The sequence below is a fragment of the Ruegeria sp. BC1 genome (genome assembly GCF_056539305.1).
The window spans coordinates 786,527-799,935 of the sequence record NZ_JBQFUT010000001.1 but is presented as its reverse complement, the minus strand read 5'-3'; the positions used below and the strand labels follow the sequence as shown (position 1 = coordinate 799,935).

General features: G+C 58.0%; 16 protein-coding genes and 1 tRNA gene. 8 read left to right on the top strand and 9 right to left on the bottom strand.

Features of this window, described 5'->3' with window-relative positions; genetic code table 11:
- Positions 1-24: 24 nt before the first annotated feature.
- Complete coding sequence (locus ACR0IY_RS03910; protein ID WP_480670527.1) at positions 25-1,167, top strand: deoxyguanosinetriphosphate triphosphohydrolase; 1,143 nt, start codon at positions 25-27, stop codon at positions 1,165-1,167.
- On the opposite strand, the gene ACR0IY_RS03905 is transcribed toward ACR0IY_RS03910, so the two are convergent.
- A complete protein-coding gene (locus ACR0IY_RS03905; RefSeq protein ID WP_480670526.1) occupies positions 1,168-1,719 on the bottom strand; it encodes a putative pterin-binding protein in 552 nt (183 codons plus the stop codon).
- A gap of 130 nt (positions 1,720-1,849) precedes the next feature.
- Between ACR0IY_RS03905 and argS the strand changes: the two genes are divergently transcribed.
- The 6 genes from argS (at position 1,850) to ACR0IY_RS03875 (ending at position 7,465) form a co-directional block, all read left to right on the top strand.
- Positions 1,850-3,595, top strand: coding sequence for an arginine--tRNA ligase (gene argS / locus ACR0IY_RS03900; protein WP_480670525.1), 1,746 nt, complete (start codon positions 1,850-1,852; stop codon positions 3,593-3,595).
- Between the two features lie 88 nt (positions 3,596-3,683).
- Complete coding sequence (locus tag ACR0IY_RS03895; RefSeq protein WP_480670524.1) at positions 3,684-4,748, top strand: SPOR domain-containing protein; 1,065 nt, start codon at positions 3,684-3,686, stop codon at positions 4,746-4,748.
- Positions 4,745-5,752, top strand: coding sequence for a beta-N-acetylhexosaminidase (gene nagZ / locus ACR0IY_RS03890; protein ID WP_480670523.1), 1,008 nt, complete (start codon positions 4,745-4,747; stop codon positions 5,750-5,752). Before ACR0IY_RS03895 ends, nagZ begins: the two co-directional genes overlap by 4 nt.
- Positions 5,742-6,536 carry a segregation and condensation protein A gene (locus ACR0IY_RS03885; protein WP_480670522.1) on the top strand — a complete coding sequence of 265 codons (795 nt, stop codon included), beginning with the start codon at positions 5,742-5,744 and terminating at the stop codon, positions 6,534-6,536. The genes nagZ and ACR0IY_RS03885 overlap by 11 nt, the downstream gene beginning before the upstream one ends.
- A complete protein-coding gene (gene scpB / locus ACR0IY_RS03880) occupies positions 6,529-7,185 on the top strand; it encodes an SMC-Scp complex subunit ScpB (protein WP_480670521.1) in 657 nt (218 codons plus the stop codon). Before ACR0IY_RS03885 ends, scpB begins: the two co-directional genes overlap by 8 nt.
- A 64-nt stretch (positions 7,186-7,249) precedes the next feature.
- Positions 7,250-7,465: a hypothetical protein gene (locus ACR0IY_RS03875; RefSeq protein WP_480670520.1), complete on the top strand. Its 216-nt coding sequence runs from the start codon at positions 7,250-7,252 to the stop codon at positions 7,463-7,465.
- Here the strand turns inward: ACR0IY_RS03875 and ACR0IY_RS03870 are convergent, their stop codons facing one another.
- The 8 genes from ACR0IY_RS03870 to ACR0IY_RS03835 all read right to left on the bottom strand — a co-directional run bounded on the left by ACR0IY_RS03870 (position 7,466) and on the right by ACR0IY_RS03835 (position 12,843).
- Entirely contained in the window at positions 7,466-8,545 is a 1,080-nt protein-coding gene (locus ACR0IY_RS03870; RefSeq protein WP_480670519.1) for a 2'-deoxycytidine 5'-triphosphate deaminase, read from the bottom strand.
- Positions 8,546-8,606: 61 nt separating this feature from the next.
- Positions 8,607-8,683: transfer RNA gene (locus tag ACR0IY_RS03865), tRNA-Pro, on the bottom strand.
- 62 nt (positions 8,684-8,745) lie between these two features.
- Positions 8,746-9,369 (bottom strand): MerR family transcriptional regulator, encoded by a 624-nt coding sequence (locus ACR0IY_RS03860; protein ID WP_480670518.1) that lies wholly within the window; start codon positions 9,367-9,369, stop codon positions 8,746-8,748.
- Positions 9,370-9,387: 18 nt separating this feature from the next.
- On the bottom strand, positions 9,388-9,690 hold the full coding sequence (gene ihfA / locus ACR0IY_RS03855; protein ID WP_008755922.1) for an integration host factor subunit alpha: 303 nt from the start codon (positions 9,688-9,690) through the stop codon (positions 9,388-9,390).
- Between the two features lie 97 nt (positions 9,691-9,787).
- Entirely contained in the window at positions 9,788-10,759 is a 972-nt protein-coding gene (locus ACR0IY_RS03850) for a beta-ketoacyl-ACP synthase III (protein ID WP_480670517.1), read from the bottom strand.
- Between the two features lie 21 nt (positions 10,760-10,780).
- Positions 10,781-11,869, bottom strand: a complete 1,089-nt coding sequence (plsX, locus tag ACR0IY_RS03845) for a phosphate acyltransferase PlsX (RefSeq protein ID WP_480670516.1) — start codon at positions 11,867-11,869, stop codon at positions 10,781-10,783.
- 24 nt (positions 11,870-11,893) lie between these two features.
- A complete protein-coding gene (gene rpmF / locus ACR0IY_RS03840; protein WP_008756996.1) occupies positions 11,894-12,100 on the bottom strand; it encodes a 50S ribosomal protein L32 in 207 nt (68 codons plus the stop codon).
- A gap of 206 nt (positions 12,101-12,306) precedes the next feature.
- Positions 12,307-12,843 (bottom strand): YceD family protein, encoded by a 537-nt coding sequence (locus ACR0IY_RS03835; protein WP_480670515.1) that lies wholly within the window; start codon positions 12,841-12,843, stop codon positions 12,307-12,309.
- A gap of 85 nt (positions 12,844-12,928) precedes the next feature.
- On the opposite strand from ACR0IY_RS03835, the gene ACR0IY_RS03830 reads away from it, so the two are divergent.
- On the top strand, positions 12,929-13,405 hold the full coding sequence (locus ACR0IY_RS03830) for an outer membrane protein assembly factor BamE (RefSeq protein ID WP_480670514.1): 477 nt from the start codon (positions 12,929-12,931) through the stop codon (positions 13,403-13,405).
- The last annotated feature ends 4 nt before the right edge of the window (positions 13,406-13,409 follow it).

The window sequence follows — 13,409 nt, the reverse complement described above, 5'->3', positions numbered from 1 at the left end:
GGACAGGCGACAAGGACAAGACCTTTGAACAGAGCGGGTTTTGCCTCGGATCCAAGCTGCGCAAAAGGGCGGCTTGTGCCAGAGGAGGAAAGCAGTTTTCGGTCATGCTTTCAGCGCGATCGGGACCGGATCATTCACGCCAGTGCGTTTCGGCGCCTAAAACACAAGACCCAAGTGTTCGTTGAACACGAGGGTGACAGTTATCGCACGCGCCTGACTCATTCCATCGAAGTGGCGCAGGTTGCCCGGACAATTGCTGGTGCATTGGGGCTGAATCCGGAACTGACTGAGGCAGTCGCCCTTGCGCATGACTTGGGGCACACACCGTTCGGCCATACCGGTGAAGATGCGCTGCACGCGCTTATGGAACCCTATGGCGGGTTTGATCACAACGCTCAGGCCATTCGGATCGTGACTAAACTGGAGCGTCACTATGCAGAGTTCGACGGCTGCAACCTGACTTGGGAATGCCTAGAAGGGATTGCCAAGCACAACGGGCCGGTAACCGAAGAACTGCCTTGGGCGCTAGCTGAGTGTAACGAGGGCTTTGATCTTGAGCTACACACTCATGCCAGTGCCGAGGCGCAGGTGGCAGCACTGTCTGATGACATTGCTTATAACAACCATGACCTATTGGATGGTCTGCGCGCGAACCTGTTTACGGATGAGGAGATTCAGCAACTGCCTATCGTGGGCGCGTGCTATGCCGAAGTGGATCGAAAATATCCCGGTCTGGCTTCGTACCGACGCAGGCACGAAGCGTTGCGGCGGGTTTTTGGTGTCATGGTTTCGGATGTGATCGACACATCTCGGGCGTTGCTTGCCAGTTCAGGGGCTAAGTCTGTCGAAGATGTCCGGCATCTGGGGTACCCGGTGATCCAGTTCTCGGCGGATCTTTGGGCGCAGCTGAAGGAAATTCGGGCGTTCCTGTTTACTCGGATGTATCGTGCGCCCAGCGTTATGAAAGTTCGGGCTGAAGTCAGCCAGGTCGTTCAGGACCTATTCCCGATTTACCTGAACGACCCAAAGCAGATGCCCGCGCGCTGGCACGACGATATCGATGCTGCGCCTGATGAAACGGCACTGGCGCGGATTGTGTCGGATTATATCGCGGGGATGACCGATCGGTTCGCTTTGCAGGATCATGCCAGACTTACGGTCGCCTGATTATTCAATCCCGATATAGGCCAGAGCCCAAACCTGCTGCCCGGCCTGCTTTTGTGCCAATTCGGCGTTGTCCGTAGGCGGGAAGACAATCATGGTTGGGCCGTACCCTCCAATACCCATAGGGGTACCATCTGCATGGGTCGCTACAATCGGTTGATAGGCCGAGATGCTGTCCCAGAGGATTTCAGCCTGATAGCCATCCATTGCCATAGGTTTCGCTGTTTTTCCTTCAGCTCCTGCCATGACCATCACGTCCGACAGCCGCGGGCCGGAAAACGCGACCATGCGCTGATTGCCTTCCGGCCCATAGGGAATTGAGATTTCGACCTGCTCCAACCCGTCTAGCATTGACGCATCAAAACCGGCGGCACCATCGTGCTGGACCTCCAGATATCCCAAAAGTCCGCCGTCATTCTCACCCCTGGCGGGCAGGTTCGTTTCGGCAACCGCTCCGCCCAACGTCAGCAGGACATGGTCCTGTGGGGCGGGCATGTCGGCCCAAACCGGCAACGAGAATGTCAAAGCAAAGGTGAGGGGCAGGGCAAGGCGCATGGAAGGTCCTCCGGTTGGATTTTCACCGACATTAGCCCGGTTTATGGTCATTCCAAGCCTAAACTGATCGCTTGCATTGACCTTGCCGCTTTGCGTGGTAAACCGCCCGGCAAGCAAAAGGACATTCGAAATGAACCTGTTTTCCGAGATTCGCGATCTGGTATTGGACGCGCTGGCGCAGATGCAGTCCGAAGGCGCGCTGCCCGAAGGGCTGAGCTTTGACAACGTGGCGGTTGAGCCTCCGCGCGATGCGGCCCATGGTGACATGGCGACCAACGCCGCAATGGTGCTGGCGAAATTTGCCAAGATGAAGCCGCGCGACATTGCCGATGTGCTGGCCGGGAAACTGGCGGCGGATGACCGCATCACCAGTGCCGAAGTGGCCGGGCCGGGGTTCCTGAACCTGCGTCTTGCGCCGTCCGTCTGGCAGGGTGTGCTGGCAGCGGTTCTTGAGAAGGGCACTGACTATGGCCGTTCGACTATGGGGCAGGGGCAGAAGGTCAACGTGGAATACGTCTCGGCCAACCCGACCGGCCCGCTGCATGTCGGCCATACGCGGGGCGCCGTGTTCGGCGACGCGCTGGCAAGTTTGCTGGCCTATTCCGGCCATGACGTGACGCGCGAATACTATATCAACGACGGCGGCGCGCAGGTGGATGTGCTGGCGCGTTCGGCGTACGAACGGTATCGCGAGGCCAACGGGCTGAGCCCTGAGATAGCCGAAGGGCTGTATCCCGGCGACTACCTGATCCCGATCGGTGAGGCGCTGAAAGAGAAATACGGCGACAGCCTGATCGACAAGCCGGAAAGCGAATGGCTTGAGGATCTGCGCAACTTCGCCACCGACGCGATGATGGACCTGATCCGCGCAGACCTGAAGGCGCTGGGCGTTGAGATGGACGTGTTCTTCTCTGAAAAGTCGCTCTATGGCACCGGCCGGATCGAGGCGGCGTTGCAGTCGCTGACCGACAAGGGCCTGGTCTACGAAGGCGTGTTGGAGCCGCCCAAGGGCAAGAAGCCCGAGGATTGGGAGCCGCGCGAGCAGACTTTGTTCAAGTCGACCGAGCATGGTGATGATGTGGATCGACCCGTCAAGAAATCGGATGGCAGCTGGACCTATTTCGCCCCTGATATCGCCTATCATTACGACAAAGTCACCCGTGGCTTTGACGCGCTGATCGACGTATTTGGTGCGGACCACGGCGGCTATGTCAAACGGATGAAGGCAGCGGTATCTGCGCTGTCCGATGGCAAGGTGCCTCTGGATATCAAGCTGACTCAGCTGGTGAAACTGTGGAAGAATGGCGAGCCGTTCAAGATGTCCAAGCGGGCAGGGAACTTTGTCACCCTGCGCGATGTGGTCGATCAGGTGGGTCCGGATGTGACCCGTTTCGTGATGCTGACCCGCAAGAACGACGCACCGCTGGATTTCGACTTTGACAAGGTGCTGGAGCAAAGCCGCGAGAACCCCGTGTTTTACGTGCAATACGCCCATGCCCGCGTCATGAGCGTGCTGCGCCGCGCGGCTGAGGCCGGGATTGCTGCAGACGATGCAACCCTTTCCGGTGCCGATCTGGGCATGATTGACCATGCCTCGGAACTAACCGTTGCCAAGAAGCTGTCTGAATGGCCGCGACTGGTGGAAATCGCAGCGCGTACCAACGAGCCACACCGGGTTGCCTTTTACCTCTATGAGCTCGCCGGTGATTTCCACGCGCTGTGGAACAAGGGCAACGACGAAACGCAGTTGCGCTTTATTCAGGATGGCGATGTTGCCACAAGCCAGTCAAAAATCGCACTGGCCCGGGCTGTTTCTGTTGTGATTTCAGCGGGCTTGGGTATTCTTGGCGTCACCCCTGCGCAGGAGATGCGGTAACAAATACTGCCCGACGCGCCGGTACGAGGTAGGCAAGAAATGACCCGCGCGCCTTATTTTCTGGCGTGAATCGGGCGGTGAGGCGGACATGGCAAATTACGATTACTCGGGGCACGCGCGCCCCGAGCAGATGCATTACACGAATCAACCGCATCCTCAGGATGGGTTTGAATATTCCGACGACGAGTACGGGTATGATGAAGCCCCTCGTGCAGCTGGCTTGAGTCGTATCGTCAATGTCATGGGGGCCGTTGCGTCCTTGGCTTTGGTGGCCGGGATTGGCGTCTGGGGCTATAAGCTGGTGATGCGCGACGTTAGTGGCGTACCGGTTGTGCGGGCGATCGAAGGGCCGATGCGCATCCAGCCCGAAAATCCCGGTGGGACCCCCGCAGATCATCAGGGGCTGGCTGTCAACGCAGTAGCCGCAGTCGGCACAGCAGCACCGCCAGCAGATCGTTTGATCCTTGCGCCTCGCCCGGTGTCGCTGACCGATGAAGACACTCCGACCGAACCCCTAAGGGCCACGCCCGCCGTCCATGTGGTTGAGGAAGAAATCTCTAATCAAGAGGCTGCTCAACTGCGTCAGGGGTCCGTTGACGCACTGGTCGCTGAACTGGCGGGTGAAGTTCCGTCGATTGATGCGCCGGCAGAGCAGGGCGTGCAACCGGCCGCTCTGGTGACGCCCGAGGAAGAGCCGGCAATTGATCCTGCGGATCTGGCCGCACAACTGCCCGACCCGGAACTGGCTGCTCTGCCCGGCGTACGCCGGTCCTTGCGCCCGATCACACGCCCGGCGCGTGTCACGCGCAATGCGATCACAACAAACAGCAGCGCAGAAGACGCAATCAACGCCGCCGTCAAGGCGGCTGTTGGCTTGGATGTGGATCCGAACGCCCTCTCAAAGGGCACGCGCATGGCTCAGCTGGGAGCCTATGAAAGTTCGGATGTCGCAAGGGCCGAATGGGATCGTCTGAATGGCCGATTTGGTGAGTATATGGATGGAAAACAAAGGGTTATCCAAAAAACCTCACGCGGTGGCCGGACGTTCTATCGCCTGCGTGTTCTGGGTTTCGATGACCTCAGTGACTCGCGTCAATTCTGTGCTGCGCTCGAGGCGCAGGGCGCTGACTGCATCCCAGTGGCTGCTCGGTGACTTTCGGCGCGGCGATCACGGATGCCGAAGGCCTACGCCTGACGTCCGAGGAGAAGAAGCTGTTCCGTCAGATGAACCCGTTTGGGTTTATCCTGTTTGCCCGCAATATCGACACCGCCGATCAAGTTCGCGCGCTGTGTGACGAGTTCCGCGAATCTGTGGGGCGCAACTGCCCTGTCACTATTGATCAGGAAGGCGGTCGTGTTCAGCGTCTACGCGCGCCGCTGGCGCGAGAGTGGCTGCCTCCGCTGGATCATGCGAAACGGGCTGGGGGCCAGGCAGAACGGGCGATGTATCTGCGATACCGTCTGATCGCGAGTGAACTGTTCGAATTGGGCATCGACAGCAACTGCGCCCCGATGATTGATTTGGCCAGAGAGGAAACGCACGCATTCCTGAAGAATCGCTGCTATGGCTCTGATCCCAAAGCAGTTTCCCAAATGGGCAAGGCCGTCGCCAAGGGGCACTTGGATGGTGGCGTGCTGCCAGTGATCAAGCATATGCCGGGGCATGGGCTATCGACGCTGGACAGCCACTATGACCTTCCGCATGTGGACCTGACGCAAGACGCGCTGGAGCAGGCCGACTTTGTACCATTCCGGGCCTTGAATGATCTACCGATGGGGATGACGGCGCATCTGGTCTACGACCGGATCGATCCTCAACCGGCGACGATTTCGCCGACAATGATTGGTCTAATCCGCGATAAGATCGGCTTTGATGGATTGATCATGACCGATGACATCTCGATGAAGGCCCTTAGCGGTGCCCCAGAGGAAATTGCCCGACAAGCGCTGGATGCAGGATGCGACGTGGCCTTGCATTGCAATGGCACATTTGAGGCCCGCGCAAAGGTGTTGGAATCCGCCGGAGAGATGACCGATCTGGCTCAGAAACGCGCAGAACGGGCGTTGACGATGCGGCAGAAGCCTGTGGAACTTGACATCCAAGCCGCCGAGGCGGAACTATCTGCCCTAATGGGCGGGCAGGTATATGAACGATAACCTTTTCAGCGAAGATCCGGTCTCGGTCGCGGATAGGCTGGCGGCCGAAGCACTGATTGTTGACGTGGACGGGTTCGAAGGCCCGCTTGACGTGCTGCTGACTTTATCGCGCACGCAAAAGGTCGATCTGCGGAAAATCTCGGTTCTGGCGCTGGCACAGCAGTATCTGGCCTTTGTTGAAAAGGCGCGCGCGCTGCGGATCGAACTGGCGGCCGACTATCTGGTGATGGCGGCGTGGCTGGCCTTTCTTAAATCCCGCCTGTTGCTGCCCCCTGATCCGGATGACGAGGGACCCTCGGGCGAGGAACTGGCCGCCCACCTGGCGTTCCAGCTGGAGCGTCTGCAGGCCATGCGTGACTCTGCCGCCCGTCTGATGGCGCGTGATCAGCTTGGCCGTGATTTCTTCAAGCGGGGGCAGGGTGAGGACATCACCCGTATTCGCACCGTGACCTATTCGGCCACTCTTCTGGATCTGATGCAGGGTTATGCCCGCATCCGCACCCGCGACGAATTCCGTCCCTTTGTCATGGACCGCGACGCCGTGTTTACAATGGAGCAGGCGCTGGAACGGATGCGCCCTCTGATCGGGTTTGCGGGCACTTGGACGGATATGGAGACCTATCTGCCAGACGGATGGGACGCTGACCCGGTGCGCCGACGCTCAGCCACGGCGGCGACCTTTGCAGCCTCGCTTGAGTTGGTGAAGGAAGGACACATGGAAATCAAGCAGAGCGAAACCTTTGCCCCAATCCATCTGCGTAAGAGGACCGAAAAACGTGACTGACGCCCCCGAAGACGAAGGCACCGGCACTCTGTTCGAAGCACCACCTTTGGCTGAGCAGGAACGTATGGTCGAAGCCGTGCTGTTCGCCAGTGCCGAACCCGTGACGATTGCGGACCTCGAGGCGCGAATGCCCCATGGTAGCGACGCCGCGCAAGCCATTGAAATGTTACAGAAACGCTATGAAGGGCGCGGTGTGCGCGTGGTCAAGGTCGGTGACGCGTGGGCCATTCGTACCGCCCCGGATTTGGGCTTTCTGATGCAGAAGGAAACGGTCGAAACCCGCAAGCTGAGCCGGGCGGCGATCGAGACATTGGCCATCGTGGCCTATCATCAACCTTGCACTCGGGCCGAGATTGAGGAAATCCGTGGTGTATCCGTGTCGCGCGGAACCATTGATCAGTTGCTGGAAATGGAGTGGATTCGGTTGGGTCGTCGGCGCATGACACCGGGGCGTCCGGTTACTTTCGTTGTGACACCACAGTTCCTGGACCATTTCGGGCTGGAGAATGCGCGCGATCTACCAGGCCTCAAGGAACTACGCGCTGCCGGGCTGCTGGAAAATCGGCCACCTCCGGGCACGATCCCGCTGGGCGAGGGGCGCGAAGACGAAGAAGAAGAAGATCAGACCGAACTGTTCGAGGAAGAATGACCATGCGGCCCTTTTGCGGCGGTATGAGATGCCTATGTTGGGGCTGAGGAAACGGAGTCGAGCAATGAATGCCAATCGGATTATCGACATGATCGTACGTCAGGTCATGCGACGCCTTGTCAACAAGGGCGTGAACAAGGGATTTGACGTGGCAAGCCGGATGGGCGGAAATTCGGATCAGCAATCCGGTCGTGCCAACAAAAGCGGGCCACGCCCGTCTCCGAACTTGAAACACGCGCAGAAAATGACCCGTCAGATGCGTCGGTTCATGAAGTTCTGATTAACCCACTGCTTTGAAATGTTTGGACAGTTTCAGTCCTTGGCCCTGATAGTTTGAGGCAATACCTGCACCGTAAAGCTGTGTCGGCATCTCGGCCATCTTTTCATAGACCAGCCGCCCGACAATCTGCCCGTGCTCCAGGACAAAGGGCGCCTCGTGGCAGCGCACCTCAAGCACGCCGCGCGACCCGGCGCCACCTGCGGCTGCGTGGCCGAAACCGGGATCGAAGAAGCCCGCGTAATGCACGCGGAATTCGCCGACCATGGCCAGATAAGGGGCCATTTCTGCGGCATACATGGGTGGAATGTGGACGGCCTCACGGCTGACGAGAATGTAAAACGCGCCGGGGTCAAGGATGATGCGCCCGTCGGTGGTTCGCACTTCTTCCCAATACTCCTGCGGATCATACTCTCCGATCCGGTCGAGATCGATAACGCCGGTATGGGGTTTCGCACGATAACCAACCAGATCAGTGTCCGGCAGTTGCAGATCAACCGAGAAACCCAGCCCGTCCTGAATGACAGCAGGGCCATCGACCAGAGGCGAGTCGTTGTGCAATATCGTCAGTTCGGCGTCGCTCAGCGCTGCTTGTCCTTGCCGGAATCTAATTTGGTTCAATCGCATTCCCGGTCGCACCAGAACCGAAAACGAACGAGGACAGATCTCGGCGTAGAGTGGACCGGTATAGCCTGCGGGCACCCGGTCGAATTCGGTGCCACCATCGGTGATGGTCCGGGTCAGCAGGTCGAGACGTCCGGTTGAGCTTTTGGCGTTTGCCACCGCGCTGATGTCGGCGGGCAGGGCTAGCGCTTCCATCAGCGGCACCAGATAGACGCAGCCCTTTTCCAGAACTGCGCCGTCCGAGATATCGATGCGGTGCATCTCGAATTCTGTCAGACGGTCAGCCACCGACCGGCCTTCGCCGGCTAGAAATGACGCCCGTACCCGATAAGCAACTGTACCCAAACGTAAATCAAGGCTGGCCGGTTGGATCTGCGCGGGTAAAACATCCGGGCTTGCGGTGATCTCCCCGCGGGAAATCATCGCCTCGATCTGTTGGTTCGGGCATACACCTGTCATTCCAGTCCCCCCTGATGCCAGAGCGGGATCTGGCCTGTGTGCCATAAACGTCGGTGTGATTTGGTCGGGCTAGCAGGACTCGAACCTGCGACCTTCCGTCCCCCAGACGGACGCGCTACCAGGCTGCGCCATAGCCCGACGTTGAGGTGTTCATAAAGACTTTCCCGGCAGGGGCAAGAGGAAATCATCGCCTTTTTTTCTTATCCCGCCGATCGGTTTTCAATGCGGTCAAGAACAGCGCGCAAGTCCTTTGCAACCGGAGCAATCTGTCTCAACAGATCTTCATCGAAGTCGATTCTGTTCCACGCCTGCGTAGCAATTCCACCCAGCAGGGGGGATTCGTCCAGATATTCAGGTTCGGTTTCTACAGTCTTGGCGGCTGCAGGATCGGCCTGTGGTTTCTCAGCCTTCTGTGGCATTGCCGCCGATTTAGACGCCGGAGCAGATTCACCCAAATCCAGATTGATCTGTTCGCTTGCCGGTGCTGTTCTGGTCGCGAAAGGTACAACGACGCTGTCGATTTCGGTTTTCTCTGGCGACGCTACTTCATCCAAGCCTTGAGACAGAGAGGCAACATGGTTTACCCCCTGTTCGCGCAGAATACGTTGAACACCTTTGATGGTGATCCCGTCTTCGTGAAGGAGCTTTTTGATGCCTCCCAGCAGGCGCATATCATTGGGTCGATAGTAGCGACGGCCACCGGCGCGCTTTACGGGTTTGACCTGGCTGAATCGACTTTCCCAGAAACGCAGCACATGAGCCTGAACGCCCAGCCAGTCCGCAACTTCACTGATCGTGCGAAAGGCGTCGGGGGACTTGCTCATGACCGTGTCGTCCTGATCTTACTTGCGGTTCCCTGCGGCGACGCGATCCTTCATCAGGTGCGACGGGCGGAAAGTCAGAACCCGGCGGGGTTGAATCGGAACCTCTTCGCCGGTTTTGGGGTTGCGGCCGATACGGGCGGTTTTGTCTCGAACACTGAAGGTGCCAAACGAAGAAATCTTGACCTGTTCGCCACGCACCAACGCGTCGGACATATGGTTCAGAACGCTTTCAACCAACTGCGCGCTTTCATTGCGTGAAAGGCCCACCTCACGAAAGACGGCCTCGCTCAGATCCATTCGGGTCAGTGTTTTATCGCCCATACCATTTTCCCCTGTTGATACCAAAGAATATGGCGAGGGGAAATTCGCTGTCAATATCAATGAATTGCAGGGCTGTGTGTAAGCCGAATTGCGCCGGTTACCAGCGCAGAACGACCGAACCCCAAGCCAGCCCGCCGCCAATTGCCTCGGTCACGATCAAATCGCCCTGTTTGATTTGCCCGCGCTGTTTCCCCACAGACAGCGCGAGGGGAATCGATGCGGCCGAGGTATTGCCGTGATCCTGGACGGTAACAACGACGTTTTCCATGGGCAGGCCCATTTTCTTGGCGGTGCCCTGAATAATGCGGATGTTTGCCTGATGTGGAACAATCCAGTCGACATCGGGATTGCCGAGGCCAGCGCGTTGCAACGCGGTTTCGGCGGTTTTGGTCAGTTTTTCGACCGCGTGGCGGAAAACCTGATTGCCTTGCATTCGTAGATGACCGGTGGACTGCGTCGACACGCCGCCATCAACAAAAAGGAGATCCTTGTAGCGCCCGTCCGAATTCAGGTCGGTGGCCAGAATGCCCCTGTCCTGCGACGTGCCTTCACCGTCCTGCAGTTCAAGAACCAGTGCCCCAGCGCCATCGCCAAACAGCACGCAGGTTGAACGATCAGTCCAATCCATGATTCGTGAAAATGTTTCGGCCCCGATGACCAGCACGCGTTTGGCTTGACCGGACAAAATAAGAGCGTTGGCGTTGCTAAGAGCAAAGACGAACCCGGCACAGACGGCCTGGACGTCGAAGGCAAAACCTGTGGTCATACCCAGTCGGGCCTGAACCATAGTTGCGGCGGATGGAAAGGTCAGATCAGCCGTCGAGGTAGCCAGTATTATGGCGTCGATATCGTCAGCGGTCAGTCCGGCATCGGCCAGCGCGGCCTCGGCGGCATTGGTGGCCAGATCCGAAGTGGTTTCACCGTCAGCAGCGAAGTGACGGCGTTCAATACCCGAGCGGGTCCTGATCCACTCGTCCGATGTATCAAGCGTCTTTTCAAATTCGGAGTTCGGAACGATGCGCTCTGGCAAATAATGTCCGACACCTACGACAACAGAACGGCCTGCCATTTTGGGTTACTGCCTTTATTGTTATTCGCCCGCTTTTGGCGGTACGTGCGCGGCATCTTGTGCAAGCTCGGCTGTTGATGCAACCCGTGCGGCCAATTTTTCGGCGAACCCGGATTGCGCCAAAGTAAAGGCCAGTTTGACTGCCGCAGATACTCCGGTGGCGTCCGCACCACCGTGTGACTTTACCACGGTTCCGTTGAGACCGAGGAAAACCCCGCCGTTCACCCGGCGCGGGTCAATACGTTTCTTCAAGCGTTGCAACGACGTGATAGCCAGGATCGAAGCAAGGCGTGAAAGGGGAGAGTATTTGAAGGCCTGACGCAACAGATCGCCAATCAGACTGGCCGTCCCCTCACCAGTTTTGATTGCGACGTTGCCGGTAAACCCATCGGTTACAATGACATCCACCTTGTCGCCGGGAATATCGCTGCCTTCGACAAAGCCAGCGAAGTCGAAATTCGCCTGCTCTGCGAAATCCGAGATCATGGCGTGGGCTTCTTTCAGTTCGGCCCGGCCTTTGTGCTCTTCGGTGCCAACGTTTAGCAAACCGATGCGTGGGCGTTCCAGCGCCATACCGTTGCGCGCGTAAGAAGCGCCCATCAATGCGTATTGCAACAGATCCTTGGCGTCGGCACGCACATCTGCGCCCACATCCAGCATCACGTTGAACCCTTGCGGGTTGCGCGAGGGCCACAGAATCGCAATCGCCGGACGGTTCACACCCGGCAATTTACGAAGTCGCATCATTGAAAGGGCCATCAGCGCACCGGTATTACCGCAGGAGACGGCACCATGTGCTTCGCCTTGGCGCACCGATTCCAGCGCCGACCACATCGAAGTCTGCTTGCCGCTGCGGACAACCTGGCTGGGTTTGTCCTCCATCGTGACAACGTCTGGGCAGTCACGAAAAACGACGCGTCCTTGAAGGACACGTCGTTTCGCAACAAGCTTTTGCAGTGTGGCTTCTGGCCCGTGCAGGATGAACGCGATGTCGGGATTCTTGTTTGCAGATTCGGTAATGCCCGCCACAACAGTAGCGGGCCCCGAATCTCCGCCCATAGCATCAACCGAGATGGTAATCCGTCCGGTTTGCGTGGGCTGTTCCGTCATGCCTTGGCCTGCGCTCTAAAAGGCTTAGGCCGCGTCTTCGTCCAGATCGATTTCGTCGGCTTGCGCGACGACTTCACGATCATCATAGTGACCGCAGGACGCGCAGACGTGGTGCGGGCGCTTCAGCTCGCCACAGTTAGGGCATTCGTTCGGGTTTGCAGCAACCAGAGCGTCGTGTGCACGGCGGTTGTTGCGACGCGACTTGGAAACTTTGTTCTGTTGGACGGCCATGGTCTCAACCTTTGTCTACTGAGGGTCAGCAGATTCGCCGCCGACCGGGTTTCGTTCTTCGTTTTTCTCGTGGTTTGACGCGCGTTTAGGGCACGAGCCCCACGTTGTCCAACCCAAATTCCGATGAGCGCGCGAAAATACTGCGATTCTCGACATGTTCAAGCAATTTTTCTGAGGGCCTGCTATGACAGGAAAACAGACCTATGTCACTCGTCTTTTTTCAGTGCATCGCGCAAACCGGCTAGCCCGGCAAACGGCTTGACGTCTTTGTCTGTCATGGCTTGCTTGCCCGGCTCGGTAAAGTCGACTTGTTCAAGTTCGGCACCTTCTTTGCGTGGGTATTGGGGCAGGGCCAGCGACAGGGCCTCTATCATGACAGTGACCGGGTCGATTTCGGTGCCAAGCTGTTCCGTCTCGTCATTTTCGGGGATTTCGAACTCGGGCTCTTCCGGGTCAACCCAGTCGGCCAGAAAAACACGCGTGACCGGGACGTCGATCCGGGTGGTCACCGGTTCCAGGGTCACGACGCAGGGCTGGATCACCGTTGCGCCCAATTTACCCTTCAAAACCCAGTCCCGTTTGCCTTGTGCCCTTACGTCACCTGCAAAGCTGAGTTTGCGCAGACCCAACAGGCCCAATTCGCCCTTAATTGCGTCCAGGCCCTTGGCATCGGGGCGCAACTCAAAGGTCGTTGGTGCGTTTTGGGGCAGGTCGGCCACCCGCAGAGATGTCTGGTTGCTCATTCGTGACCCTTTCCTGTGTTGAACCGGGGCTGCGGTTTGATGTAATCGGATAGGGTCCGCAAGGGGCCAAGGCAAGAGGATGTAAATGTTTAAGGTTGTGAACAGGTTGAAACCTGCGTCGAAAACGCTTGCCGTTGTGGCCTGTCTGGTAGTCGCCGGGGCGTGTACTCCGATATACAAGAATCACGGTTATATCCCGCCGGCCGAGGATCTTGCAGAAATCAAAGTTGGTAGGGACACGCGTGAAAGCGTGGTTGAAGCCGTCGGAGCCCCCAGTTCATCCGGTCTGGTTCGGGATTCGGGATATTATTACGTACGATCACGGATACGCCACTATGGTCCCAAGCGGCCGGAAGTTGTTTCACGTGAGCTGCTTGCCATCAGCTTTGACAGCCGTGGAGTTGTTCGCAACATCGAGCGGTTCGGGCTGGAGGATGGTGTTGTTATTCAATTGGATCGCCGTGTGACCGAATCCACGATTGAAAATCAGGGCATCCTGCGTCAGCTGCTGGGTAATATCGGCAACTTCAACCCGGCCAATATTCCAGGCGCGACGCAATAAGTCG

Coding starts and splice junctions, on each gene's coding strand:
- ACR0IY_RS03905 (WP_480670526.1), bottom strand. CDS start 1,719: ATGCGCCTTGCCCTGCCCCTCACCTTTGCTTTGACATTCTCGTTGCCG.
- argS (WP_480670525.1), top strand. CDS start 1,850: ATGAACCTGTTTTCCGAGATTCGCGATCTGGTATTGGACGCGCTGGCG.
- ACR0IY_RS03895 (WP_480670524.1), top strand. CDS start 3,684: ATGGCAAATTACGATTACTCGGGGCACGCGCGCCCCGAGCAGATGCAT.
- ACR0IY_RS03885 (WP_480670522.1), top strand. CDS start 5,742: ATGAACGATAACCTTTTCAGCGAAGATCCGGTCTCGGTCGCGGATAGG.
- ACR0IY_RS03875 (WP_480670520.1), top strand. CDS start 7,250: ATGAATGCCAATCGGATTATCGACATGATCGTACGTCAGGTCATGCGA.
- ACR0IY_RS03870 (WP_480670519.1), bottom strand. CDS start 8,545: ATGACAGGTGTATGCCCGAACCAACAGATCGAGGCGATGATTTCCCGC.
- ACR0IY_RS03860 (WP_480670518.1), bottom strand. CDS start 9,369: ATGAGCAAGTCCCCCGACGCCTTTCGCACGATCAGTGAAGTTGCGGAC.
- ihfA (WP_008755922.1), bottom strand. CDS start 9,690: ATGGGCGATAAAACACTGACCCGAATGGATCTGAGCGAGGCCGTCTTT.
- ACR0IY_RS03850 (WP_480670517.1), bottom strand. CDS start 10,759: ATGGCAGGCCGTTCTGTTGTCGTAGGTGTCGGACATTATTTGCCAGAG.
- plsX (WP_480670516.1), bottom strand. CDS start 11,869: ATGACGGAACAGCCCACGCAAACCGGACGGATTACCATCTCGGTTGAT.
- rpmF (WP_008756996.1), bottom strand. CDS start 12,100: ATGGCCGTCCAACAGAACAAAGTTTCCAAGTCGCGTCGCAACAACCGC.
- ACR0IY_RS03835 (WP_480670515.1), bottom strand. CDS start 12,843: ATGAGCAACCAGACATCTCTGCGGGTGGCCGACCTGCCCCAAAACGCA.
- ACR0IY_RS03830 (WP_480670514.1), top strand. CDS start 12,929: ATGTTTAAGGTTGTGAACAGGTTGAAACCTGCGTCGAAAACGCTTGCC.